A 22,566-nucleotide genomic window follows, 5' to 3' on the forward strand; every position below is an offset into this window, starting at 1 on the left:
GGACAAGGAAAAACGGCACAACAGCATGACACAACGGTCAACACCTGGTTACCTGACCTGGTTGAAGAGCAACGTGTAGTGACTCACGTGTAACTGTGTGAGATCTGTCACGCCGAAGTGCTGGCAGATCTGCTTGATTGTATTGGCATTTTCGCCGCAATAGGTCTTGCGAATCCAATCCACCTGCTCTGCGGTGATCAGTGGATCAGATGCTGCTGGAAGTTGGGGAAGCTGCACTGGCGTCACAGTGATAGGCTCCTCCGTGATCACAGTCATGGCTTGATCCTGTTTTCCTTCCACAATCTCTACCGAACGCTGCATCGACCAGACGACTGTTTCTTCTAACAGACTATCTAATAACCGTCGCTGGATATGTAATGGGATGCGGCGTGTATTTAGGTACGCAATAGTCTCGGGAGTACCGACGCGCAATGGAGGAATTTGAGGGACCATAGGAATAATTGTGGACTGGTGATCCTTATCGGGGCCAACATCTTGACCCTCCTCTCCAATACCTGTAGGAATAGAGAACCCCCAATATTTGGCGCGGTTGGGATTCTGCTTCGCCATCATGATCGCGTTGTATGCATCGATGACTGGATACTGCGCGTTGAGGACACGATAGAGGTGATCAACCATATAGTTCGAGACACTGACTTTGAACCATTCGTTAAATCCCTCTTCAGGTCGCTCGTTGGTTCCCACTAACTCATGAACAAAGGCACGAAGTTGCATCTGCGGCCTCTGCTTAGGCTGATCACTCCCATCTTTATACTGAATGTTCCCCTCGTCATCTCTAGCGGTTCCAACACCATAGGCAATACCAGCACGATCACCCAGATCTCGCTTCATCTGCCAGGGTGATTTTACCCCATAGGCAACGACAATGAGAGAACAGGGATGCCCATCCCAACTGAGGTTCCAGTAGGGAACCAGACGCTCGTTCCCTGTTTTATGCTGGACCACATAGTGTTCGACGCCCATAGCAGTGAGCAGCCTGTCCAATACCGGATTCACTCCAGAGCGGACATGCCAGCCAACGGCTACTTTGCGATCGGTTGTACTCAAATTGCCTGTCATCCACTTGAGCCAGGGATTCTCCTCCAGCGTCGGTTGGACAACATCATCAATGCTATCGCCAAAGGATTCGTCGAGTGTCGTCAATGCGTTGCTATTGTGAGTCGTCAATGTTATGCTCCTTTGTGGGAAAAACTTCCATCGAAACGTCTGCACTCTTGGTCGTGCAGACACAAAAAGCAGGAGGCTGGAGAAGTTCTCCAACCTCCCACACACGTGCCGAAACAGAGTTAGAAAGGCATCTCCGGCCTGTCCGCCGACGCGATCCAATGTCCATCCTGGTAGGTCACAGGGAAACCCGCAAGCGCCTGCCGATTCCATGTCTGGATCTCCGGCACCTGATAGAAGGCGTCGGAGCGGACATGCGCCCCACGTGGATCGTGTTGTAGTGTATGCAGTAAGACGGTGAGGAGTTCCTGTTGCAGGTCACGTATCTTCTGTCGCACTTGACGATCAGGTTGCGCCTGGCGATAGGGGTAGGTAACGCGGCCTCGTTCTCCGACGAGCACCGCTTCGACCGCCAGGATGACACACAGGTGAACGCACGGGTAATCATCGGGGATTTGACTAGTGAGCAAAGCTCCTGCTTGCACAGCATTGCCGATAGGGCGATGCACAGGCGCAAGCAGTATCGTAGCCTGCGCTCGTTCGGACACTGCATTCAAAAAGGCATTGACCGTTCCATATTCGCAGACTGGCCCTGCCTTGCTTTTCTTTGCCATATGCTGCCTTTGTGTGATGTGGGATCTGAAGAAACCGTGCGGCTAAACCTCTGGCAGCAGGAGGTCCACGCGCCCGACTAACAGCAACGCCAGAGTGCGTCATGTGAGGCACTGATGAGGGGCTATCTCCTGCGTCAGATCAAACTCGCTTTGGATCTTGACCTGGCGCTCCTTTCCTGCCAGGGGAAGCGTCAGCGTGACGCTCCTCTCATCGGTCTCTTGCGCGTCCATGAATGCCTCCATTGGCAGCCTTCCCTCCAGAAAGAGGCGTACTGCCACCCGATTGGAAATGAGCAGGTGCTCGTTGCCATGCTCTTCGAGGACCCCCTCGATTTCAGCCAGCACAGGAGCCGGCGCAATTTCGGTGAACATGTAGCTTTCGACTGTCCTCCCGAAGGGAATACCCACAGCCCAGCGATTTCCCCAATGCATTCCCTGGAGACCGAAAACGGTGATCTGCTGCGGTGTCACCGAGAAGTGTTTTCCGGCGATAGTTTCCATGAATCATCTCCTTTCTGCTCAAGAGTGGAAAGAGTACACAAAACGGCCCGGTTTTCTTGTTCTAGAGCAGAAGAACTGGGCCAGTGGCAGAGCAATCAGAAGCAGGAGTCTGAGGCGCGTTTATACTCTTTGATGGTAAAACACCATAAGAGCATCACGCCAATACAGGCGGCCACGACCCAGAAATGCGGAATGATGGCCGAAAGCAGTAAGAGCGCAAGGAGCAGAAGAAACAGTGTGACATACCCTGCTCCCTTGCTAGAGCTGCTGTGAGCACTGGATGAACTGTCGCTGCTGGTTGCTTCGTGCCACCAGGAGTAGTAAAAGAAGCTGGAGTGAGTGTTGTTTTCCTCGTCATGCGATGTGGTAACGCTGTGGTTGGTTGCCGTCGGCTGCCCGAGGGCTGGTTCGCTGATGAACACGCCCTCTGCAAGTGAAAGCAACACAAACAAGACGACACCACAAAGAACAAGGTTGGGTGTGCGCTCTTCGCTGTCTAACAGCCCAAGGAGCGCAGCAATTCCCATGGACATCAGCATACCCACCATGGCATAGACCCCAATGCCAATTCCCCACCATTGGGCGTCCCATTTGTGAAAGGCGACGATCGCCCAACCCCAGAGCAGCATACAGGTCGTTGCCGTCATTGCAAGCATATATCGCTTTTCCATGAAGATACAGTCCTTTCTCAAACTGTACGGAGTGAACAACAGGCAAGAAGGCCATCGCCCGACATTACTCGGCGACGGCCTTCTTGCTGAGCAGTGCTGCATCCTGGTCCAGTGCAGCACCTGCGAGGTGTCCGTTAGCGCGTCTTTTACACAGGTAGACACCAAATGAGATCAAAGACGCTGATAATAAACCTCATCGGGAGGTCGTGAGAGGATCGAAACGCAGCAGAGGCGCGATTATGGGCGTGGCGTCGGATAGGCAATCACGGTGGGAGAATAGACATGCCACAGTCCTGAGCGCTCCAGGTGTGCGCCTGGAGCGGAAAACAGATGGGCGATGCCGTACACAAAGAGCGCGCAAAACACGGCCAACACAAGCCAACGACGCATGAGAATATCCCTCCTTTCAGGGACTCTATGGCCAAGCCATACATGATTGGATGACACAATGTGAACACACATGTGAGGAGGAGCACGTGCATTTCCAACACGTCTTCTCTGCACACGCCACGCTTTTTGGGTACACAACAGGCGAGAACACACAAGCAAGACGCATGTTCCTCCGTCCCTCTGCGGCACGAGCAACCACATCATCATGCCTCCGCCATTGCAGCTTGTTCCCGCTTGATTTGTGCGATCGCTTCCTCATAGGTCCGCTGAGCTGGAACAAGCTGCAACGCATGGGTAAAGTCCAACAGGGCAAGCTCATAGGCCATCTCACCACCATAGAGGATTCCTCGGTGAAAATAGACTTCTGCCTGGAGGCTCCGGGAAGCGGGGCAAGCCAGAGCTTGAGCAAAACTTGCCAGTGCCTCCTCACCCCGCCCGATCAGGCAGAGGACAACACCACGATAATCATAGAGATACGCCGCTGGCGCACACTGAACGGCCTGGTCGAGCAGCAGGATCGCCGTATGGTAACAATCCTGCTCCACCAATCGTTTGGCAGACAGCCACAAGTCATGCGCCCGCCCTTTTTGGGAAACATGAAGCATCATCATCCCTTTCTGAAGACAAGAGCTTACGGTGACGTGATCCGAAGGTGTTTACGCTCCATATTTGGAGGCTTGCACAAAAAACCAGGCAGCCAGCCCGAGTCATTGGCTGCCTCACTCATCGGTGTGAGCTATGGGAAGCAAACGAGCTAAGCAATCTGTTTTGCCAGAGGCTGGCATCGGCGTAAATGACGATCTTGATCTCCAGCGGCTCGTTGGGATGGGTGTCTGCCAGTTGCTTGATAGCTTCGGCCATCTCCAAGGCAACTGCTTCAGAGGTCTTTTCGATCACTCCCCTCATAACACCAGTACGCATCATAGGGAGTGCCACGCACCTCAACTTCTGTGCATACGCCTCCTCCAATCCAGCTTTCACTAAAGTGCTCAGAGGAAGCTGGAGATCGTCGATAACAAAGATGCATGACGAAATGCCCCATTGTGATGAATGTGCGTCCCATCAGCGAAAATCACCATCCCTTGATGGATCTGAGTTGACTGGGTAATCTGTTGAGCCGCTTGCTGGTGGAATTGATTTCCGGCGACGCTTTGGATAGCTCCGTCCACTCCCCCTAGCCAAAGTCCAGAAGAATTGATAAGAGTCATGAGACCCTCTGCCGGTTCCTGAATGATGTTTCCAGGCACAATGGTAAGGATGACATTACGATACTGTGGCATATGGTTGTGTCCTTTCTCCTATCGCAGCAGCACAACGAGCGGCAGAAAGAAGGTCTCACCCAGTCGTTAAGGGATGCTCCCGATCTTCGCCGCTCGTTGTGCTGCTGCAAGATGCTTGTCTCTTCCTTTTAGAAAACAGGAGCATGCGGCGTGAAGGCGGCAGCTCCAATCAGGAGCTTTCAGAACAGGAGCAACGTAAAGAGATTTAGAGTTTTTCCAGGAGAAATTGAGCGGCTGTTTTGACCTGGATGAAGTCCAGGCCAATCAGGCCCTGCGCTTTGGGGATGCGCTGAAAAAGCTCTACATCGACGCAGACGGGAAAATTGTTATGCCGTCCTGGTTTGTTTGCAAAATCTTTTGTTAGGTTCCACAGGCCGTTAGCAACGATGGCTGCAATAACGGTATCTGGATACTCGGACAGTTCTTGCAGAATCCTCTCAGGATCGCCGCTGCTTACAGAAATGTGCGCCAGCTCTTGCAGGATCTGAGGAATAATCTGCTCCATGTTTTCAAAGGTTCGGCCACGCAACAGCGCGATAATTGGCAAAACGGTTACAACCGTTTGCAACCCAACGCAGTTCGCCGGGAACGCAGCATTGCTCGCATCAAATGGTTGATGCGTCTGTCCAGTCGCCTCGGCATAGGCTCGTGCGCAAGCATTTGCACACGCAAGGAGAAAATTAGAATCACGCTGAATATCTTGAATCCGGTTCCATAGGCTAAACATCGGGTATACTCCTTTTCTAAGCGAAATGGGTAAAATGAACATGCAAGAGGGCCATTTGACCAGTTTTCCGTCTGGTCAAATGGCCCTTGAAGAAGAACTATGTATTTGGCTCAAAACATCTTTGGTATCTTTCATAAAGCTGATTACTTGGTGTCTGTTGCGAAAGCATGGTATTGGCGCTCTGCGCAATCAACTCAACTAGGATTCTTCAGATACCGAGGGCATTGAACATTTGCACATGCAAAGCAAAAGTCGATGTTGTCGTATTCCATTGCCTGTTGGCATTGAGCGCAGAGCGGCTCACCCCCCCGCATATATGCTGTGCAACGATAGTTTCTGCACGTCCAAACTCTCGTGCCGTCTCGCTTCCGCATCTTTTCTTGAGCCTGTAAACAGGCATGGCAGTGAGGAGGAAAGAAAAAGGAAAAAATCATGAAACACCTCTTTCATAGGTGAGAGGCTGGCGCTTGCCTTGCTCTCCTCATGATGTTATATTGAGTAGTAGTCATTCACAGACGAAAGGAGGAATAGATGGCTACTACACAACTCCCTCTTTGGAGAAGGCTCCTACAACAACTATCAGAAGAGCGGTTATCCCTCATTGCCGGACAAATGCGAGTGAATCGCATTGTCCTTCTACGTTGGAGAGAGGGTATTACAGCGCCTGATGAGGAATACCAAAGGCAACTTCTTACGCTGCCAGACAAAGCAGGAACGTAGGCGTATAAGCGCAAGCGCGTTGATCAGTGTGTTCCCACTGCTCTGGGGCACACAAAGAAGTGGGAACGCACTGATCAACGCTTACTGAGCGGGGATCAAGTAGTGCAACCCAATTTTGATAGCCTTAATTTCTCTCTTATGAATTGCATCAATCACATCCCGTTCTTCCACTTTCCACATTGCGGCCATCTCTTGAACAGTAAAGAAGGGAGAGCGTGGGTTTTTCCCCCTCTCAATCACGGCGATGTACCGCTCTACTTCCCGCCCATATCGCTGGATGAGCGGGGCTTTCGTAATGAAAAATTCTCCACTCACAATATGTCCAGGCACCGTTCCATTTTTTACCCAAATGCGAAGGGTTTGTTCAGAAGCACGGAATAGACGTGCAGCCTGTTTTATATCAAGGAAAGGTGAAGATACCTTTTCACCTCGCTCAAGTGCAGTAATATACCATTCCACTTCTTGCCCATACTGCTTAATGAGTGGCTCTTTCTCTACCACTGCATGCGTTGTCACGGCGAGAGCAGGCAGAATGTTCCTCTTTATCCAGGACCGTACCACAGTCCTGGGTTGGATCTGGAAGAGGGCGGCCGTTTCCTCAATACTTAAAAAAGGGGAAACTGGCTCCCATCCCTGCTCAAGCTCGGCGATATAGCGTGCCACACCTTCTCCATACAGCTCGACAAGTGCCGACTTTTCTATCAGAAGATGTTGACTTATCGCAGTGCCTGTTAACACCTTCTTTTGCAGCCACCGGCTCACCGTATAGACAGACACCCGAAACAAGTGAGCCACCTCGCCAGCGAGGAGATAGGGAGATGGAACACTGCGTCCACGTGCTGATGCCTCCAGAAAATCGTCGATGGCCTCCCCAAATGTCTCTCTGAGACATTCCACCTCAACCAAGAGCTGTTTTTGCCGACCGACCTCCCTCCCTTCCTGAGCAACTAACAGCTTTTGTTTCACCCATGCCAGCACTGTCCTTTCCTGCACGCGCAAAAGGTGACTTACTTGACGAACCGTGAGTGTCTCCATGATGATGCTCTCCTTGCAACATTTAATCCATGACGACTGTACATGTCGTCCTCAGTACGGCTGGACTGCCGCCTACGAAGGATGTATCTGCATCGGCACGAAGAGAGCCAGTGAAAAACACAACTACTGTGTTTTTCACTGGCTCTCTTCGTCCTATTTTTTACAGACTTCTATCCCCACCGAAGCAAAACTTTTTGAACAAAAGCAACGATTTCTTTTTCTTTCAAGGGTTTTTCTAAGTACCCGGCAACACCAGCCTGGCGTGCCTTCATCCTCTCAAAGAAGCCCGGGTCAGTGATGGCAATGATAGGGATCTGACGAATAAGCAGTTCTGCTCGAAGATCCTTTATCAATTTCCCGGTCTCTGGGGTAGAGAAATCAATGACGAATACATCCGGGAGAGAGGGTAACGTATTGGAAAGATCTTGAAGCGCTACTGAAGCGCTTGCAAAGCTGTTGACCTGATACCTTTCGCGCTGCAAGGCAACCTCCAGAATCTTGCGAGTAGTGGGTGAAGGGGCGATTACCATTACACGGACCATACAAGCCTCCATTCTTGTCTAGATGGTCCCATCGTGCTATACTGGTGGAACACGGTGGAGTCATCCAACGTTGGCGTGGTTCTGCTGTCTAGCCGCAAACTGAGCCAGCAGAACCACGTGACAAAAAACACCTAAAAAATCACAAGCGAGAAGCATTCATATGAGCAACTCTTCTTGCAGCTTCTTCCGTACACTCTCCCCAATTACCTCGTGAGCCATGATATCTTTATCGACGCGCAAAAAGTCTGAACATTGCTGCTTCTTTTTGGGAAACCTTGAGCATGATACGCTCAACACGTTTATCTGAAGTGTGGCTGAAGCACTCGTTGGCTACAAAAGCAATGAGTTGAGGGGATGACGGAAAGCGAGAGTAATCAGCTCTGTCGCTCTTGAAGGGAGGGATCAATTTGTCTGAGAAGAAGGGAGATACTTCTCAATCAGATCAAGCGCTTGGTGGGGGGGAAAAGGCTTTGCCAGGTAGTCATCTGCCCCAGCAAGAAACGCTTTCATCCTATCTATCGGACCGTCACGCCGGGAAATGACGATGATGATAGGAATGTGTCTGTCAATCTTCCTTTCGGAGCATTTGCCCCTAATACGCTTGATGAGTTGCAATCCATCCATATAGGGCAGTTCGATATCAACGCATACAACATCAGGGAGAACAGTCTCTGCCGGTGGAAAGAACGCCTGGAGAGCGTTATAGGGGTGAAAAAAACAGTTCACCTGATAGCCTTGTCTTCTGAATATCTCTGTCAGAATCTTGCAAATGGTTGGTGAATCATCGATCACCGCGATGGTTGGTTTTCTTGAATCCATTCAAGAGTTCCTTTCTTGTCTAGAGAACGCCACTTGTGCTATACTGGTAGGCAACGTGATGGAGTTCTCCATTAACGGGCGTGGGTACGCTGTCTAGCGACTAAACTGAGTCAGCGTACCCACGCTAACAAACACATTACTTAAAATCACAGGAAATGCCGTAATACCTTCTTCACGCCAGCGAAGCTTCTCGCAGGCGCTCTTCAGAAATTCACCAATCTTCTATCTATCCCTTCTCTTTCGAAGAGTGAATACTGTGCAATGAAATACTGCTGTCCCCCCTTACGAACTCTCGGTCATAAGACATGCAAAGCGTGTCTCTGAAGGAGCTTCGCCGAAGCTGGCCATCACAGGGTGCTCCAAGCTCGTTTCCAAAGCGAACCGTTGAGTTTGTTGTAAGCAATGCTCCACTGCCATATTGCAGATTTGAGAAGTAAGCCAGGGAAGGTCGGTTTGATTTCTTTGTAACGCTGTGATGAAGACTTCCTGCGTCAGGTCTTCGGCATCTTGAGAATTCTGCACAACTTGAAGAGCGCACGATAAGACAAACAGATAATTGTCACAATACACTTGCTCAAACGTGGGTACATCTTTTTTTTGCATGACACTAGGTTCCTTTCTTTGGGTCACATGTATGTTTGCCAAGAAGCCCTGCCCGCTGGTGTTACCACTCCCTTAACTGAGCATGCAGCAATGAAAGCAGCGGTTTGGCAGTCATACAATTCTGGTTGTTGCTACATCTCCCATGGGAAATTGCCATCTACGTACTGCTCAGTATGGTGTCTATAGCATCCTGCTGTTGTTCTTTCAGATAAGTTTGACATATCTGCTTGGGAAGGGGACCTATCCAGATCTTTTTGTACGAGGTGCAGGAGCTTCATGATGGTCGCATCTGCGGCCTTTACAAGTAATTTGGGAAGATGGTCAGGCGTACTTGCAAAAAAGCCATAGATCCTGACCTTGCCGATGACGCAAGGAATCAATAAGAGGTCGTGATCTTTCTTGATTTCTGTTGAGATGGCCCTACATTGTGTGGGGCGAGGGCTGTTATCCAGTCCATCTCGTTCTCCTTTTGCTTTTTGATCTCGATGAGAAGGAAGATGTTGGTCTCTTTCTTGAAGAAAAGAGAAAAATCATTTTGCTCTGCGGTTGTGATCATGCCAGCGTAAGCAGCCATCAGTGACAAGAATAAGCGCAAGAGCCACACCAGGAAGAACATAACCAGTCCAGGGGAAACGCTTCAGCATTGAACCCGCCAGGTTATCATCTAGAATGATTTGAGCCGCCGTCCAGCCAAGCACCAGACTGGCAAGATCCAACAGCAAGGGGAAGCGTGTCATGAGGTTCGCCACCAACGCGCTACCCGCGAGCACGAAAAGGATACTGATCACCAGACCTGCAACCAGAATCAGCCATTGATCTCCCGCCAGCGCCCCCACTGCCACAACATTATCCAGGCTCATGGTGACATCGGCGACGACAATGCTGATGAGCGCAGGAATAAATTGGTCTGTCGCCCTGGCGCTTCGCTTCTCCTTCTCGTCCTCAGTACTGCCCTCGGCGTGACGATCCAACAACAGACGCACCGCAATGATCATGAGGAGAACGCCACCGCAGACTTTTACCAGAGGTCCATGCAGCAGCAACGTTGCGAGGAACGTACAGCCGATCCGCGCGACGATAGCCCCACCTCCACCCACAATCAGAGCGACCCAGCGTCGTTTTCCTGATAATTTGGAGGCCGCAGCCCCGATGACGAGTGCGTTATCGCCGCTGAGCACAAGGTCAACCAGAATGACTCCTACCAGTGGGCCTAACCAGCCAGGCATGGCCTATCCTTTCATCAGAGAAACACAGTAGCCAGGTCAGTTCGCTGACCTGGCTACTGCTACACAACAACGTGACGAAGCGATTTGCCTGTGCTATACTGCACACGATGAAACCCTTCATCAGAGGCTAATCTATCGGTATGTGTGGCAACAGACGATGGATGAGCCAGCATATCTTCTCTAGTCCAATGGCTTTTCAACGAAGTCACCTTCGGAAGCGGTATCGAGAGCTATCGAACCTTCCTCTCACTCCTCCAGCGACTTTGTATGGTTCAGTAACTGAGTAGATGGTTCCAATAGGTTAGATGTATAGGATGCTTCCTCACGTGGTGCCATCTCTTGTTCCAGAGCAACCACAAAACGCATCCATTGTTCCCGTAACCACTCCACGTGAGGATTTGTCTCATAGGTGAGATACATCCAATCCACCCACTGTAGGACGGCATCCCGTTGTTCAGCCTCCAGACCGTCCAGGAGACCTTCGTAGATCAACTGTAATATTTTCCTCGAAAAACCAAAGTTGATCGATGCATCACGCGATAACAAGACGGCATGGCCAAAATCGACCAGATAGAGACAGCCCGTCTCAGGGGCTCGAAGCAGATTGCCGATGTGCAGGTCTTCATAAGAGACGGCACGCAGTTGCAAGTAGTGGAAAATGCCCATCAGTTGAACAAGGACGTCGCTCCACTCACTCAGATGAAGTTTTCGCTCCTCTTGGAGAAACGCCTTCAGTGGCTCGGCATCGAGCAATTCCATAACCAAAAAGAGATTTCCCCGCTCATCTTGACCAGAGCCGAGGAAGCTGGGGATCTGGGGATGTGAGAGGGAAGCCAGCACGTCAATTTCACGCTTCAAGACAGGAGTCTTAATAGCCACACGGTGACCCTCCTGTACCCAATCCTCAGCCACATAGACCACACCATACGATCCTTGCCCTTTTTTCGAGAGGACGTGATATCTGTCCCCAAATTGCAATACTTGTTGCATCGGACAATTCCTTGTCTTTTCATTTCAAACAATAAAAAACCATCCATTGTGAATGGATGGTTTGAGGCTCGCTTGTAGTGGGAGTGAGAAAAAGTCCTCCCTTCTGAACAGTCAGTTCTTTATCATCACGACCTGTCTTCCTCAATACATAGTTGTGCATGACCACACATACGTTCCACTACCCCTCAGGGAAGGTCGTAGCTAGGCCACACTCAACAGAGGCCTGGAAGTGTTACAAGCAGTCGCGGAGCAACTCCGAGCGGCGAAGTATTTGCCAATTATCTTTGATTTTGAGCGGCGAGCAGACCGCAGCTATACCGAAACCGTCAAAACGCTCAAGGGCCTCTCGCGCTTTATCATCACCAATCTGAGTGGGCCATCGGTTCCGAAGGCAACTGTATGCCATTGTGCCCCATTTCAAGATTCCGTTCGCGCTGAAGAGAAGCACCAGGAGCGGTAGCAGTTACTCGACGAGTTGTTTAGAGGCATCTAAAACCTCGCCAGATGTATCCTTGCAGAACTCAAAAGATGTTTTTTGGGTGTTGCTGTCAACATTGTCGTTTTCTATTCAGCGCCCAGCCAGTCCTCGTCTCTCGTTCCCCACGTGGCGCAGCGCCCATTCGCCACGACTGCCTATACTAGTTCACATGATTTATCATGAATACCCAAAGTTGTTTACTGATACGCAAAACTCTGCTCGCACGGAATCGGGGTCCGCCATGACCTGGCTATTGGCTGTATCTCAGATACTTAGCAGAGCCGCCCTTCTTGTAGTGTTTGGAGCGTGAGCAATCCCGAAGCCGCTTTGTGATGGACTTTCATACGTTGAGGGGAGAGAGGAGACATAGTGAGGATACTTCTTATTCTCGCGCCCTACGAGTTAACGTTTGTGAAGATCTCACAGCAACGGCTTAGCACAAGTGGACATACGTTTTGACAGATTCGGCAAAATTATGCTTCCCATTGCCAGCAAGCCCACGTAGCAAATGATAATCCTATGAGTACTCTACCAATAGAGCTCCCATTCATTAGCAGCCACAACCACACTTATCTTATTCATACATATGTAAATAGTCTGGTTGCACCTGCATTTCAGGGCCTTAGCCAGCCGGTCATTTTTCTCCACACGACACTTCGTACACGCTTAAAATGGTGTATTTCTCATAAAGGAGAGGCTTCGATTACCAGGGAACACGCATCAGATAGATGAATATGAGTAATTCTGCTACTTTGAGGACAATGTAAGAACTAATTATATAGATTATGCCAGATTTACTAATTCTATCCATCCATAAGAGTGCTGCAAAGAAATGTTGCAATACAATAATAAGTACTGCAATTGCTAATCCAGCAAGCATAGTTGGGATAATCTGCTGGAGATCCTTATGCTGCGTTTGTACGATGTCAAAATCATTGAGCACAAATCCAACATAAGACACTAACAAAATCACGGGGACAAGATTCTTTCCAAGATTCTTTCGCATAACGCCTCCATTAACAATACAGACAATATAAAGTCTGTGACATTTTAGCGTAACTAATTATCTCTTTCAAGAGTAAATCCGTATTACGCTCAAATGTTTATAATACTAAGTATCTCTGCTTCTCGGTCACGATAAAACACTCTTTTCTAAAATTGCCGCCAGAGTGTCAAGAATAGATTATCTGAGAAGTGTTTCTGCAAAACTACGATCCCACCAATCTGCAAGCCTGGGGTATTTATGACAGACGGAGCAGCACCCGTCTTCTCTTGTCTTTCAGTACTGACTCCCCTGCTCTGGGTACTCGAAGCGCTGCACAACATGCCGGGGGGAGACACTGCATCACAAGAAACAAATCATATTGCCCCAGGTGAGTGATATGATCTGTCTCTCTAAAGGCTCCCTCTGGCTTCTTTCTCTCGTACTACTTTGTCTGTTTCTGGTGCTGCCAGATAGACAAAGCCTTCTCTGGGAAGATAGGTAAGCTATACGAATATGACTTATTCTCGTCATAGACTGCACAGTGATTTAACCTTCTAAAAGAAGGCACAATGAGGTCTCGCTCGTCCAATACGCTGCCATCTCGTTTCCGTGGGAAGCATGAACTACAAGTACGTTTCCATCTTCAAGTTTTAGCTTTTGACGCATCTTTTCTTCTCCAATGGACATCATCAATGATCTCGATGGTGTTTTCTCAATTCGCTTCTAAGAGGAATTGACGGCGTTGAAGAATTTGACGCATTAACGCGAACAGGAACCAGATTTCCAACTTCATTTTGATCCATCTGAGCAAGGTGTTCCTGGTTCTCCCATAACCCTTGGATTAGATGAAGGATGAAAATCTCATTATTTTCTTCCACGGCAGTTTCCAGACTCTTCGCAAGGAGGTTTGCCATAAACGACACAACCTGCCGCTTCTCCTTTTCTTGCGGATCTTGTGCCTCGCCTCTATTATGCCGCGCTGACCTAGTTGCTGGATCTTCGGTCAGACGTGGCTCCATCAGCAATCGCTGAATAGGTTCCAATATCTCTGTATCTTCCAGCGAAACGGTGTGAGACTCGATGATCAGAGATGACCGCTGCAACGATCCTATCGAACGATTCAGCAACAAAGATACCTGCCAGAATAGGAAAGATCCAGTAGAAACGTTTATTGCCCACTTGATTTCTGCCCAAAATTGGGGACTTGTGTTTGATTGGAAAACCAAATATCCTCGCCCGTCCGGCATCTCATCACGTTTATCTGCATAGAAAGCCGCAATATCTAATGTGTACCCCGGAATTTGGACGCCATACCCCATTCTGGTATCAGCCTGGCGGCGGCTTTGCATGGCTTCTGGACGAAACTCTCGGCGCTTATTGTCGCTGTTATATTTTGCCCTCAAAATGTAGAGCAAAAGCTGATCATGTTCCTCTTCTAAATTTTGATAGAGGTCGCGAAGCCATGCTGAAAAGATCTGCCGACCAGTTACAGCCAGAGCATCTGTTGTGGTTTCCTCCGTTTGCATCTCGACCGTATGAAGTGGAATGAGGCTTCCTATCTTGAGCAGAGTCCCTGAGATGACGATCTTTTGCTGATTACGCTCTATATCGACGTAAAACGTTATTGCTGGTTGCTTCTGCGTTTCAAAGCACAATGTAACTTTCCTTGGGTAATTCCAAAAGGCTGTCTCCTGTACGTATTTCATTCGCTTATCTCCTCTTATGCTATTTTGGAACCTGCCATGCTATAGACTGCACACAAATACAATGAACGACAACTGGTTTGCCATCAGCCATTGTCTGCGCTGCCAGATCAGCTTGGCGATCAGACTCTTTTGTACTTGTTTTTTACTACGATCAAACTCTTTTGGCGCGTGGTACGCAGGACTCGCAGACAAAGACTTTACCAATTTTTTATGATGATTCATCGCTATGGTTGAGAAATGACCCATAAAGTACTTGCAAGGATGGACAGAAGGACAAACAGGACCATGATCAGGACAGTGCGAACCTTCATGCAGGCAAAAGGTGCCACAGTTTGAAATACTGGCGAAGGAAAGTCTTCGAGAGGGAGAAGGTCCAAAAGTTTCTGATCACGTGGATCTTTTTCTTGCTTTTTCATAGGTAACTCACTTCATCGCTATTAACGGCCTCGCGCCAGCGACACTGGTTATTCCTGTAGAGGTCATGATCTGCGTTAGAACAACGTTCCACGGAGAAGCGCAACCAGCGAATCAATTTCGAGTTTGCTAGACAGTGGCAACATCCGATAATCTGTTCCTTTTCTAAGGTAAAAATGCGACCAAACATTTACGCAGCCAACGTTTGGTCGCATTTTTACCTGTGATACGGCACCCGTCCCCAGCTTCCATCGCTAATTGGCTCGATAATGCTTGAGTTGTTTCACATCTTCAGGGTCGTTATCAAAGGATATCGCCTGCTGTTCATCCCATACTTGTCTGTGAAGGTCCGTGAGTGGCCCATAGACAATGGGCGCAACGAACTCGCAGGCATCTACGAAACCGGTGAAGGTCTTACCCTTTTCATTCACTGCCTTTGTCACCGCGTGTTCTCGAACAGAAGGGCCGCCGTAGCCACCAGAGGTGTGGTAAAGCGCATACACAACACTATTGGCAAAGGCGGCATGTTTGAAGGCAGAAGCCTGGGGAAAATGTTCTTCCCCCCAGGCTCGCGCAGCTCTGAGCGTATCAGTTGTCATGCTAGTACCTCTGCTGGTTTTGCGCGTTTACCCACGCCTGCAATTGTGCAAAGCTCTGGAAGTTTCCCGGGATGGAGACTGGCTCATAATGATGGTTGGCTGGCAACCCCTGTCCCCAATACTCGCTTGCGGTAAGAATTTGAATAGCATCACAAGCAAAAGGGGGATACGCCAGGTAATAGGTCGTCTGGTTTTGGTTTTGCTGACTCATCGTTATTAATTCCTTTTTGAATAGCGTTCCTAACTGTTTATTGTCCAAGATCATTTGCGATCAAGAGAGCACTTGGACTTACTTCGCCTCAACAGGGATAGGAAACTCGAAGACGCTCCGCTCAAGGAAAAGCTTCACGCCTTCCTCGAATGAGATAACTGTTTCCTGGATGCCAGCAGCAGAATAGCCATAGGCGGCAGACCACTCTTCTCGCTTCACCCAACAGCGCTCTCCTTTGTGGAAGGCTGGGAAGATAAAGACAGTATCTTCTCCGTAGGTGCTTTGGTTAGCAGTGAATTGGAGGACAGAAGCTTCTCCGACCAACAGAGATCCCTCAACGGCCTCGTCATGTCCGGGATCGACAGCGCCGCGTGTTTGAAGAGTATGCCACTCCTCATACTTTACCATGTTTTCTTCCTTTCCAAGCAATCTATGCTGCTCTTGCTTCGATAAACGATCAAGAAGTTTTACAATGCTTTCATCGGTATCTGCACTTATCTTTCGCAAGCGCTTTAAAGTGTTTGTCCAGATCCTTGTTGTCTGGTATTCATTGTTTGTGTCCATGTAGTAAATTTACTACATGGACACAGAAATGTCAAGCGGTTTACCAACGAGTTTTGAAAAGCGCAAAAATCTGGGGTCAAAGAGAGTTCGAAGACCCCACGGTTCAAAATTGGGTATCCATTCTGCCGTGAGAGTACCAATTACCCGGTAATCGTGCATCACTGACCAGTCTTTCGTATGTCAGCGTGGAGAAGGATCGAGGAGCTGTTTCCATATTAGAAGATTGATCCAATCCTTTTTCAGGTGGGCCAGCCTGCATGGCTCTTTCACACTGTTGTAAGGCTGACCAGTTCCGCACAGCTTCGACTAGATGGGAGACGGTAATTGATGTTCCTTGAGTCGTGAGGAAAAGAGCGGCAAAGAGCGAGAGGGGAGCAGAACTCAACCACACCATCGCTCTTTTGGATAGGGTCGCGTCACAGAGGAGCGTCACCACTCAACATCTGTGAGTTCTCACACCTGCGCATAATGGGTACGATACCACCAGTCTGCACGGCTTTGTACACGCTGATGAAACGTCTCCAGGTCCTCGCCAGCATGGCGATTCACCCACTCTATCACTCCCCTGTAGGAGAGCCCATCACCTCTGGCAGCATCGTGCCAAGGACGTGGATCATCCCAATGCGGATCAACCTCTGGGATATATTCATAGAGCTGGTAAATCTCCAAAATCGCGATTGACTGAATGCGCTCACGCGCCTGCTGCGCTCTCTGCTCACGCAACCACTGACGCAAAACCGCTTTCCAATCCTGTCGTGCCATTGTTTTCCTCCATCGAAAAATATGCCACGGCGAACCGATCCCAGATCTGTGTCAATGGGTGCTCCCACGACACAGATCTGGGATCGTGCCATGGAAACAACCAGGCGTTCCTGTGAGGAACTGCTTATAGTATAACTTTGAGCGGGGCTCCCTTGCAAGTGGAGAAGAGAAAGAAGTTGCATTACAATGCATCTCATGCACAAAAACACCTTCTGAGCGAGGTCATTCTCTACTAACTTCAGAAATCCGACTCAACAGTGACAATACGCTCCATTTTGCCGTACGATTGTCGTCTTTCTGGCACGTTCTGGCGATGCCCACATTCGCCACGTCATTCCTTTTGTTCCGCAGAAGCAACGATAAGAGTCAGGCGCTAAGAAGAGAGTCAGCTCTCCCGAAATGATAGGCTGACTCTCTTCTTAGCGCCTGACAAGCCATTTTCTTTAGGAGGGAAACAATGTGGCAACAGTTTCTTCCAACTCTTGAAGGAGTGCTTGAACCGCAACCTTTTGTGGAGCATGTGGCACAATATACAGCTGATCTTTTACAGCTTGAACAAAAGCCGTATGAAACCACTTCTGCAATGCAATCTTCTGCGGAAGATCAGACACCTCTTTCAAGAGTTCATGCCAAGCCTCATCGCCTACGAGACGAACCTTCCGGCGCTGTTCTCGTGCACTCTGCAATTTATCAGGAACAATAATCCCCAACACTTCGAGGGTGTCATGCCCTATCCGCTCAAGATATGCTTCTTTTCGTTTCACCCAGGGACCTTTTTTTGCTCCTTCGGCTCCTGGCTCTGTGCATGCTTCAACCAGAGCTAGTACTTCTTCTCCGAAGTGTTCTCGAATGAGATCCCGGGTCTCGCTTCCCTGATCTTCGATGAGGTCGTGGAAAAGTGCCGCCACAACGACTGTTTCTGGGAATCCACAGGTCATCACCATACCAGCAACCTCCATCAGATGACTCAAATAGGGAATATCTGGCACGATGGAGGCTTTCCGTAGTTGTCCAGCATGTAATTGCGATGCCATCAAGAACCCTTTCTCTACTAAAGTGGTAGGATAAGGGGAAAATTGCTTTCTCATACTTCTCTGCTTTCTATTCTCATTCCTTTTTTTTCTCTCTCTTACATTGTCAGAGATTGTTCACCTTGTTCGCTTACGATACGTAATAATGCTGCTACGTCTACTATCATGCATCGTGGGGTTTTATGATAGATTGCTTGTCGCAAGTAACTGCTCAGGAATCGCAAACAAGCCTTGCTGCATGTAAAACTGGAGATCGGTGATCGTTGGAGTTATACGATACCGATCAAAGAGGATGGAGGACTCAAACTCGGCCCCCACCGTCATCGCCACATCTTCTGTGGCTACCTGATATCGACCGGCTTCCACTGACCAAGCGAGCGCCGCCAACGGTTGTTGCGATTAGATGAGCATCTTGGTTGTGCCTTTCATCTTGTAAAAAAGACACCGCCCCGCGCGCCGAGCTGTCTTTCAACTCCCCTGAACGGTGGCCAATCCATTCATCAAGCCAAAGTATAAGACGGAGAGCGTAAAAACTCGTCATGACGAGTGATGATTTCTCCTCATCGGGAGAGATGATTTCCAGCAAAGCACGCTTCTCATCATCAACTATTGCAATCGCCTGCTATTGATCCGCGACTGCAATGTTTCTAGTGACACTTCCTCTTCCTGGGCAGTATTGGTTTCGCTCATCTGCTCTTTCTCGTCAACGACTGATTGGAGTCCGAATACTGCAGCAACCTCTTCCCAAGAGGGGGCTGTATATTCTCTACCTTCCCAAGAGTAACTATTCCAGCACTCCCCAGTAATTCCATATTTATAAATGCCATTAGCATTCACGAAGCAGTAGGCATAGAGCTCCCGGTCTTTATATTCCGACCAGGCATAATACCAGTCTGGTTGCTCAACGAGGGCCAGGATATCACTGCTAGTACCTTTCCAACCATCAACTTCTTTCAAAATCTGCAACCCTCGTGGTTCCTCGATTTTCCACGAATAGCGCCTCCCGCCACCTGGGCCAGCATGCAGGAGGAACAACGCTTTCTCGCCGGGCATCAACGTCCCGGCTTCAATACCTGAGACTCCGCATTGCAACGGTTTCAGAGCCTCTGGAACAGCAATCTGAAATGTCTCCTCAAGAGAGAAGGCGAGATCCCCCGTAAAGAAATGTTGAACTCGTTTTTCTGAGGCAGAGAAGTCTTCTAGCCGCTCAGCAACTTGAAACGCATTCTGGATATCCTGGTGAAGGACCTCTTTGTATTGATATACAACCTCTACAATATCTGGCTTCTCGTCAGTTGCAATAAGTTGACAAAGTTCATCACGCTTCAACAGGTGGGTCGTACCAGATCTTGTGAGGACGCAATAATGAAGGCCATATCCCTTGTATGAACCTCCTGAGAGATACACCACCCACAGGGCCGTGAGACTCTCCACATGCCACAGCTCGTCGCTGCCGCCACCAAGACCACCAGCATCACCATAGGCATAGGAGCCTTCGGCGATCTTCGTGGCTTTTCCCCCTTTTAGTTTGGTATACCCGCTGGTTCCACGGGTATAGGTTCCTTCAGTGTTGATGTGTACAAGGATTCCTCCCTGCTCAGGTTTTAGCTGGGTCAGGAGAACGCCCCCACCTGGCACAACAGCATATCCGATGCTATCGGGACCAGCAGGTGGATTCCGCTTGTCCACATCTACAGGGACAAGTGTTCGCGCCCTCCCTTTCTTCCCAAGAGCAAAGGGGATCACTTGTAATTTACCAGTTCGGGCGTTTACCAGTTTCATATTTTTCACCTTTCTTTCACTTTTCTTCTGACAGATTATCGTTGAACATGTCTTAATGCTTGTAGGAGCGCATCTCCACTAGCAATGTTTTTTTCAATAGGTATTCCAGCTGCCATGACACGAGGAGCCTCATACCCTGAATAGGAACTCCGCCCATCATGGCTTAATAGCCAGAGAGGACGGTATCTTTTGAGGAGGATGCACAACCGCTCTGGATCGCGTAAATGCATATCCATTGCATCGCCCCAAAAGATGAGTCTCGCTCCTGGAGCGGGCTTTGCATACGCAAGAAACCCCTTGACAGAGCTGGTAAAGTCATGGACATAGGGCTGCGTCCATGCTTCCTTCCAGGGTAAATCCTCACAAAACTTTGATGGCTTGCGCTCAATAGTGTATTCTTTGTCGGGATGAGCCTCACTCCCGGCAAAGACTCTCACGACGCCCAAGGCACCAGCAATCAGCGATTTCATCTGATCAGCCAACCCCGCTCTCACTGAAGCACTTCCACTATCATCCACGATAAGGAAAATGTTGTCATGAGAGCACGGATAGGTGTATTTTGCCCTTAGAAGCGTGTGAGGCGCAAAGCGGGACTTTACGATCCTCCGTTGATCCCAATGCCGCTGACCGTTTTGTCGTCGCCATCGGTCAGGATGGTCAGCGAGTTGATACAGTACCTGGCGTATCGCCAGAAACATAGTGGACTCGCCTCGTACTTTCTCCAACTCGATGGGATCGGACATGCCATCACCTGCAAAAGAAACACCCTCTCCATTCTGCCCACTAGTTCCTACCTTCCCTTGAGGCTCCCCTCTCTCCTCTCTACTGCTTTCCACACTACCTTGCCCTCTTTGTTGTTTCATCCCATTGGCACCCTCATTTCCCACTCGACCATGTTCCTCTTCTCCACCGCTTTCCACACTACCTTGCCCTCTTTGTTGTTTCATCTCATTGGCACCCTCGTTTCCTACTTGATCACTTTGCTCCTCTCCACCATTCTGTCCACTCTGCTGCTGCCGCTGCTGCTCTCCATTTTGAGCAACTGAGGGGCTTCCCTCGATATCGGCAGCGGCTTCCTCCCCACCATGAACGGTCTCGTCGATAGAGAGAGACGCTTCAACAACTTCCTCGGCATGCCACTCCGAAGCAAAATTTTCCTCAGAGAAGGCATTTCGGAGGTGCGCCCATCTGGTGGCCCATCGCTGCCCCTGGCGTAACAGATCATCCTGAGTGACTTCTTCCTCCACGAGATCTTTGAGGTAGCGGCAGGACCGCCAATTGTCACCAGGATAGAGGCAAGTTTTTTGCCGTACGGGAGGCCATGTCAGCAAACTATTTTGTGCCTCCTGGAAGGTCGGAGCCTGCCAAAGGGCGGCCAAATCCTCCTGTACAGCAATACACCGCCATTCGCTCGGCCACCCCACTTGCACGGCGATTATTAGTTCGTGGGGAGAACTGGGATAAGAAGAGGACCCGCTAGTTTCTGTCTGTGGCTGCTTCTTTTTCCTGCTCATCGCCCGCTCGCATATTTGAATAGTCCAGCTAGCTCTGCCGTAGATTGCTTGAGCAGAGAGCGGTCCTGTGGGAAGGCAACGAGCCATTGCTCAACAACCGAACCTGCTACCTCGGCAGGAGCCACTAACAGGTCATTAGCGCATCGAATAAGTTCTGGAGTGCTGGGTACCTTGAGCGCTTTCTCTTTTTGCGCTCGAAGTTTATTTGCCAGGGAAATGAGCGTCCTGGCTTCCTGGAGCGGGAACGTAGGAATGTGCTTGAGCAGTAATGCACATTCCTGATCAGGATGCGGAAAGCCAAGATAGACGCGACGTGTTCGTCGCATCAGCGCATTGCTCAGTGTACGCTGGTCGTTTTTTGTGATAATGACCAGTAAGTTTGCCGGATCGCACGGCTGCGATCCGATGTGGGGATCATGGATTGCCTTATCCTGCAGGCAACCAAGCAGGAATGAATCCACTTCTGGAAGAGCTTTGTCGAACTCATCCAGAAGAAGGAGCGTTGGTCCATGCAGACTCTCCTGAAAAGCCTGCACAAGAATGCCAGAGCTAAATAAGTCCTGGGGAGATTTTGGAACATCCACTCCTGCCATCCCCTGTATGATTCGCAAGAAATGCAAATCATACAGGAGTTGCTCAGCACCCGCATTAGGCGTGAGCTGATAGCGCAAAAGCTTTGCTCCCAGCATCTTCGCCACACATTCGGCGAAGTAAGTTTTTCCTGCGCCAGGTTCTCCATCAAAGAGGAGAGTTGAGACCTGGGACGCATTTTCTTTGAGGTCCTGGAGAGCCAAATACCCTTGCAGGAATGGCTCTTGAGAAAGCGGCTCATAACCAGCCGCAATCAACTTTCGCCGGAACATCGCGTAATCATTATTTGTCTTCATGACGATGATACTCCTAAAAAACATCCTGCTACCACGATGGAAACGCCATACATTCCAGACAGGATGGGTGACCTTGCCCCACACGTTGTGCAACGAGATCTGGCGTGTCAGTCTTCAGGCACGTCTTTCGTAGCTAAGTCCATCACCCAAAGACCAGAGAGGAGCATTCTCTGGATTTTCTCCATCCGCAGAAGCAAAGCTCCTACGAACGGTCAGTGTGCTTCTGGCTAGCGCTATCCCGAACCTCTCCCCAACCGTCTGCTTGACGGGGACAGAGCAAGAGATAGGCTCCCTGCGCTAGCCGCACTAGACATTCTTAACGTTCATCAC

The 22,566-nt window shown here is 49.5% G+C and carries 29 protein-coding genes; 2 read left to right on the top strand and 27 right to left on the bottom strand.

Annotated elements, in window-relative coordinates; genetic code table 11:
* Nucleotides 1–48: 48 nt before the first annotated feature.
* From K3T83_RS53265 to K3T83_RS53305, 9 genes are all read right to left on the bottom strand, one after another.
* The gene (locus K3T83_RS53265) at nucleotides 49–1,188 is read right to left on the bottom strand and encodes a hypothetical protein (RefSeq protein ID WP_220211273.1); all 1,140 of its coding nucleotides are present in this window, start codon (nucleotides 1,186–1,188) and stop codon (nucleotides 49–51) included.
* Between the two features lie 119 nt (nucleotides 1,189–1,307).
* Nucleotides 1,308–1,799 (bottom strand): hypothetical protein, encoded by a 492-nt coding sequence (locus K3T83_RS53270; RefSeq protein ID WP_220211274.1) that lies wholly within the window; start codon nucleotides 1,797–1,799, stop codon nucleotides 1,308–1,310.
* Between the two features lie 99 nt (nucleotides 1,800–1,898).
* Nucleotides 1,899–2,300 (bottom strand): hypothetical protein, encoded by a 402-nt coding sequence (locus K3T83_RS53275; RefSeq protein ID WP_220211275.1) that lies wholly within the window; start codon nucleotides 2,298–2,300, stop codon nucleotides 1,899–1,901.
* A 95-nt stretch (nucleotides 2,301–2,395) separates the two neighbouring features.
* Nucleotides 2,396–2,971: a hypothetical protein gene (locus K3T83_RS53280; RefSeq protein WP_220211276.1), complete on the bottom strand. Its 576-nt coding sequence runs from the start codon at nucleotides 2,969–2,971 to the stop codon at nucleotides 2,396–2,398.
* 237 nt (nucleotides 2,972–3,208) lie between these two features.
* Nucleotides 3,209–3,361: a hypothetical protein gene (locus tag K3T83_RS53285; RefSeq protein ID WP_220211277.1), complete on the bottom strand. Its 153-nt coding sequence runs from the start codon at nucleotides 3,359–3,361 to the stop codon at nucleotides 3,209–3,211.
* Between the two features lie 203 nt (nucleotides 3,362–3,564).
* A complete protein-coding gene (locus K3T83_RS53290) occupies nucleotides 3,565–3,930 on the bottom strand; it encodes a hypothetical protein (RefSeq protein ID WP_220211278.1) in 366 nt (121 codons plus the stop codon).
* 154 nt (nucleotides 3,931–4,084) lie between these two features.
* Nucleotides 4,085–4,285, bottom strand: coding sequence for a hypothetical protein (locus K3T83_RS53295; RefSeq protein WP_220211279.1), 201 nt, complete (start codon nucleotides 4,283–4,285; stop codon nucleotides 4,085–4,087).
* A 65-nt stretch (nucleotides 4,286–4,350) separates the two neighbouring features.
* Nucleotides 4,351–4,641: a macro domain-containing protein gene (locus K3T83_RS53300; protein ID WP_220211280.1), complete on the bottom strand. Its 291-nt coding sequence runs from the start codon at nucleotides 4,639–4,641 to the stop codon at nucleotides 4,351–4,353.
* Nucleotides 4,642–4,846: 205 nt separating this feature from the next.
* Nucleotides 4,847–5,368: a hypothetical protein gene (locus K3T83_RS53305; RefSeq protein WP_220211281.1), complete on the bottom strand. Its 522-nt coding sequence runs from the start codon at nucleotides 5,366–5,368 to the stop codon at nucleotides 4,847–4,849.
* A gap of 531 nt (nucleotides 5,369–5,899) precedes the next feature.
* Here K3T83_RS53305 and K3T83_RS53310 point away from each other — a divergent pair.
* Nucleotides 5,900–6,088 (top strand): hypothetical protein, encoded by a 189-nt coding sequence (locus K3T83_RS53310; protein ID WP_220211282.1) that lies wholly within the window; start codon nucleotides 5,900–5,902, stop codon nucleotides 6,086–6,088.
* Between the two features lie 81 nt (nucleotides 6,089–6,169).
* Here K3T83_RS53310 and K3T83_RS53315 read toward each other — a convergent pair whose 3' ends face one another.
* From K3T83_RS53315 to K3T83_RS53340, 6 genes are all read right to left on the bottom strand, one after another.
* Nucleotides 6,170–7,123, bottom strand: coding sequence for a helix-turn-helix domain-containing protein (locus K3T83_RS53315; RefSeq protein WP_220211283.1), 954 nt, complete (start codon nucleotides 7,121–7,123; stop codon nucleotides 6,170–6,172).
* Between the two features lie 170 nt (nucleotides 7,124–7,293).
* A complete protein-coding gene (locus K3T83_RS53320; RefSeq protein ID WP_220211284.1) occupies nucleotides 7,294–7,665 on the bottom strand; it encodes a response regulator in 372 nt (123 codons plus the stop codon).
* A 402-nt stretch (nucleotides 7,666–8,067) separates the two neighbouring features.
* Complete coding sequence (locus K3T83_RS53325) at nucleotides 8,068–8,484, bottom strand: response regulator (protein ID WP_220211285.1); 417 nt, start codon at nucleotides 8,482–8,484, stop codon at nucleotides 8,068–8,070.
* A 282-nt stretch (nucleotides 8,485–8,766) separates the two neighbouring features.
* Nucleotides 8,767–9,087 (bottom strand): RNA polymerase sigma factor, encoded by a 321-nt coding sequence (locus K3T83_RS53330; RefSeq protein WP_220211286.1) that lies wholly within the window; start codon nucleotides 9,085–9,087, stop codon nucleotides 8,767–8,769.
* A gap of 530 nt (nucleotides 9,088–9,617) precedes the next feature.
* Entirely contained in the window at nucleotides 9,618–10,313 is a 696-nt protein-coding gene (locus K3T83_RS53335) for a YjbE family putative metal transport protein (protein ID WP_220211287.1), read from the bottom strand.
* A gap of 246 nt (nucleotides 10,314–10,559) precedes the next feature.
* On the bottom strand, nucleotides 10,560–11,303 hold the full coding sequence (locus tag K3T83_RS53340; protein ID WP_220211288.1) for a protein kinase domain-containing protein: 744 nt from the start codon (nucleotides 11,301–11,303) through the stop codon (nucleotides 10,560–10,562).
* A gap of 229 nt (nucleotides 11,304–11,532) precedes the next feature.
* Between K3T83_RS53340 and K3T83_RS53345 the strand changes: the two genes are divergently transcribed.
* Complete coding sequence (locus K3T83_RS53345) at nucleotides 11,533–11,763, top strand: hypothetical protein (protein ID WP_220211289.1); 231 nt, start codon at nucleotides 11,533–11,535, stop codon at nucleotides 11,761–11,763.
* 721 nt (nucleotides 11,764–12,484) lie between these two features.
* Here the strand turns inward: K3T83_RS53345 and K3T83_RS53350 are convergent.
* From K3T83_RS53350 to K3T83_RS53405, 12 genes are all read right to left on the bottom strand, one after another.
* Complete coding sequence (locus K3T83_RS53350) at nucleotides 12,485–12,787, bottom strand: hypothetical protein (RefSeq protein WP_220211290.1); 303 nt, start codon at nucleotides 12,785–12,787, stop codon at nucleotides 12,485–12,487.
* A gap of 668 nt (nucleotides 12,788–13,455) precedes the next feature.
* Nucleotides 13,456–14,472 carry a hypothetical protein gene (locus K3T83_RS53355; RefSeq protein WP_220211291.1) on the bottom strand — a complete coding sequence of 339 codons (1,017 nt, stop codon included), beginning with the start codon at nucleotides 14,470–14,472 and terminating at the stop codon, nucleotides 13,456–13,458.
* A gap of 668 nt (nucleotides 14,473–15,140) precedes the next feature.
* Nucleotides 15,141–15,485, bottom strand: coding sequence for a hypothetical protein (locus K3T83_RS53360; protein WP_220211292.1), 345 nt, complete (start codon nucleotides 15,483–15,485; stop codon nucleotides 15,141–15,143).
* Between the two features lies 1 nt (nucleotide 15,486).
* Nucleotides 15,487–15,696 (bottom strand): hypothetical protein, encoded by a 210-nt coding sequence (locus K3T83_RS53365; RefSeq protein ID WP_220211293.1) that lies wholly within the window; start codon nucleotides 15,694–15,696, stop codon nucleotides 15,487–15,489.
* A gap of 78 nt (nucleotides 15,697–15,774) precedes the next feature.
* Nucleotides 15,775–16,104: a hypothetical protein gene (locus K3T83_RS53370; protein ID WP_220211294.1), complete on the bottom strand. Its 330-nt coding sequence runs from the start codon at nucleotides 16,102–16,104 to the stop codon at nucleotides 15,775–15,777.
* A 259-nt stretch (nucleotides 16,105–16,363) separates the two neighbouring features.
* Nucleotides 16,364–16,645 (bottom strand): hypothetical protein, encoded by a 282-nt coding sequence (locus K3T83_RS53375; protein WP_220211295.1) that lies wholly within the window; start codon nucleotides 16,643–16,645, stop codon nucleotides 16,364–16,366.
* Between the two features lie 68 nt (nucleotides 16,646–16,713).
* Nucleotides 16,714–17,022 carry a hypothetical protein gene (locus tag K3T83_RS53380; RefSeq protein ID WP_220211296.1) on the bottom strand — a complete coding sequence of 103 codons (309 nt, stop codon included), beginning with the start codon at nucleotides 17,020–17,022 and terminating at the stop codon, nucleotides 16,714–16,716.
* Nucleotides 17,023–17,465: 443 nt separating this feature from the next.
* Nucleotides 17,466–18,110: an HD domain-containing protein gene (locus K3T83_RS53385; RefSeq protein WP_220211297.1), complete on the bottom strand. Its 645-nt coding sequence runs from the start codon at nucleotides 18,108–18,110 to the stop codon at nucleotides 17,466–17,468.
* A 123-nt stretch (nucleotides 18,111–18,233) separates the two neighbouring features.
* Complete coding sequence (locus K3T83_RS53390) at nucleotides 18,234–18,419, bottom strand: hypothetical protein (protein WP_220211298.1); 186 nt, start codon at nucleotides 18,417–18,419, stop codon at nucleotides 18,234–18,236.
* A 240-nt stretch (nucleotides 18,420–18,659) separates the two neighbouring features.
* The gene (locus tag K3T83_RS53395) at nucleotides 18,660–19,835 is read right to left on the bottom strand and encodes a hypothetical protein (RefSeq protein WP_220211299.1); all 1,176 of its coding nucleotides are present in this window, start codon (nucleotides 19,833–19,835) and stop codon (nucleotides 18,660–18,662) included.
* A gap of 35 nt (nucleotides 19,836–19,870) precedes the next feature.
* Nucleotides 19,871–21,349: a hypothetical protein gene (locus tag K3T83_RS53400; protein WP_220211300.1), complete on the bottom strand. Its 1,479-nt coding sequence runs from the start codon at nucleotides 21,347–21,349 to the stop codon at nucleotides 19,871–19,873.
* On the bottom strand, nucleotides 21,346–22,236 hold the full coding sequence (locus tag K3T83_RS53405; RefSeq protein ID WP_220211301.1) for an AAA family ATPase: 891 nt from the start codon (nucleotides 22,234–22,236) through the stop codon (nucleotides 21,346–21,348). Before K3T83_RS53405 ends, K3T83_RS53400 begins: the two co-directional genes overlap by 4 nt.
* Nucleotides 22,237–22,566: the final 330 nt, after the last annotated feature.

The organism is Reticulibacter mediterranei, from assembly GCF_016587455.1.

Bases quoted from the DNA above. Each gene is read 5' to 3' on its own strand.
- K3T83_RS53385 (WP_220211297.1), bottom strand. From the start codon at position 18,110: ATGAGAAAGCAATTTTCCCCTTATCCTACCACTTTAGTAGAGAAAGGG.
- K3T83_RS53270 (WP_220211274.1), bottom strand. From the start codon at position 1,799: ATGGCAAAGAAAAGCAAGGCAGGGCCAGTCTGCGAATATGGAACGGTC.
- K3T83_RS53305 (WP_220211281.1), bottom strand. From the start codon at position 5,368: ATGTTTAGCCTATGGAACCGGATTCAAGATATTCAGCGTGATTCTAAT.
- K3T83_RS53360 (WP_220211292.1), bottom strand. From the start codon at position 15,485: ATGACAACTGATACGCTCAGAGCTGCGCGAGCCTGGGGGGAAGAACAT.
- K3T83_RS53370 (WP_220211294.1), bottom strand. From the start codon at position 16,104: ATGGTAAAGTATGAGGAGTGGCATACTCTTCAAACACGCGGCGCTGTC.
- K3T83_RS53350 (WP_220211290.1), bottom strand. From the start codon at position 12,787: ATGCGAAAGAATCTTGGAAAGAATCTTGTCCCCGTGATTTTGTTAGTG.
- K3T83_RS53300 (WP_220211280.1), bottom strand. From the start codon at position 4,641: ATGCCACAGTATCGTAATGTCATCCTTACCATTGTGCCTGGAAACATC.
- K3T83_RS53315 (WP_220211283.1), bottom strand. From the start codon at position 7,123: ATGGAGACACTCACGGTTCGTCAAGTAAGTCACCTTTTGCGCGTGCAG.
- K3T83_RS53355 (WP_220211291.1), bottom strand. From the start codon at position 14,472: ATGAAATACGTACAGGAGACAGCCTTTTGGAATTACCCAAGGAAAGTT.
- K3T83_RS53400 (WP_220211300.1), bottom strand. From the start codon at position 21,349: ATGAGCAGGAAAAAGAAGCAGCCACAGACAGAAACTAGCGGGTCCTCT.
- K3T83_RS53330 (WP_220211286.1), bottom strand. From the start codon at position 9,087: ATGCAAAAAAAAGATGTACCCACGTTTGAGCAAGTGTATTGTGACAAT.
- K3T83_RS53275 (WP_220211275.1), bottom strand. From the start codon at position 2,300: ATGGAAACTATCGCCGGAAAACACTTCTCGGTGACACCGCAGCAGATC.
- K3T83_RS53365 (WP_220211293.1), bottom strand. From the start codon at position 15,696: ATGAGTCAGCAAAACCAAAACCAGACGACCTATTACCTGGCGTATCCC.
- K3T83_RS53310 (WP_220211282.1), top strand. From the start codon at position 5,900: ATGGCTACTACACAACTCCCTCTTTGGAGAAGGCTCCTACAACAACTA.
- K3T83_RS53280 (WP_220211276.1), bottom strand. From the start codon at position 2,971: ATGGAAAAGCGATATATGCTTGCAATGACGGCAACGACCTGTATGCTG.
- K3T83_RS53395 (WP_220211299.1), bottom strand. From the start codon at position 19,835: ATGAAACTGGTAAACGCCCGAACTGGTAAATTACAAGTGATCCCCTTT.
- K3T83_RS53295 (WP_220211279.1), bottom strand. From the start codon at position 4,285: ATGATGCGTACTGGTGTTATGAGGGGAGTGATCGAAAAGACCTCTGAA.
- K3T83_RS53325 (WP_220211285.1), bottom strand. From the start codon at position 8,484: ATGGATTCAAGAAAACCAACCATCGCGGTGATCGATGATTCACCAACC.
- K3T83_RS53320 (WP_220211284.1), bottom strand. From the start codon at position 7,665: ATGGTCCGTGTAATGGTAATCGCCCCTTCACCCACTACTCGCAAGATT.
- K3T83_RS53405 (WP_220211301.1), bottom strand. From the start codon at position 22,236: ATGAAGACAAATAATGATTACGCGATGTTCCGGCGAAAGTTGATTGCG.
- K3T83_RS53340 (WP_220211288.1), bottom strand. From the start codon at position 11,303: ATGCAACAAGTATTGCAATTTGGGGACAGATATCACGTCCTCTCGAAA.
- K3T83_RS53380 (WP_220211296.1), bottom strand. From the start codon at position 17,022: ATGGCACGACAGGATTGGAAAGCGGTTTTGCGTCAGTGGTTGCGTGAG.
- K3T83_RS53285 (WP_220211277.1), bottom strand. From the start codon at position 3,361: ATGCGTCGTTGGCTTGTGTTGGCCGTGTTTTGCGCGCTCTTTGTGTAC.
- K3T83_RS53335 (WP_220211287.1), bottom strand. From the start codon at position 10,313: ATGCCTGGCTGGTTAGGCCCACTGGTAGGAGTCATTCTGGTTGACCTT.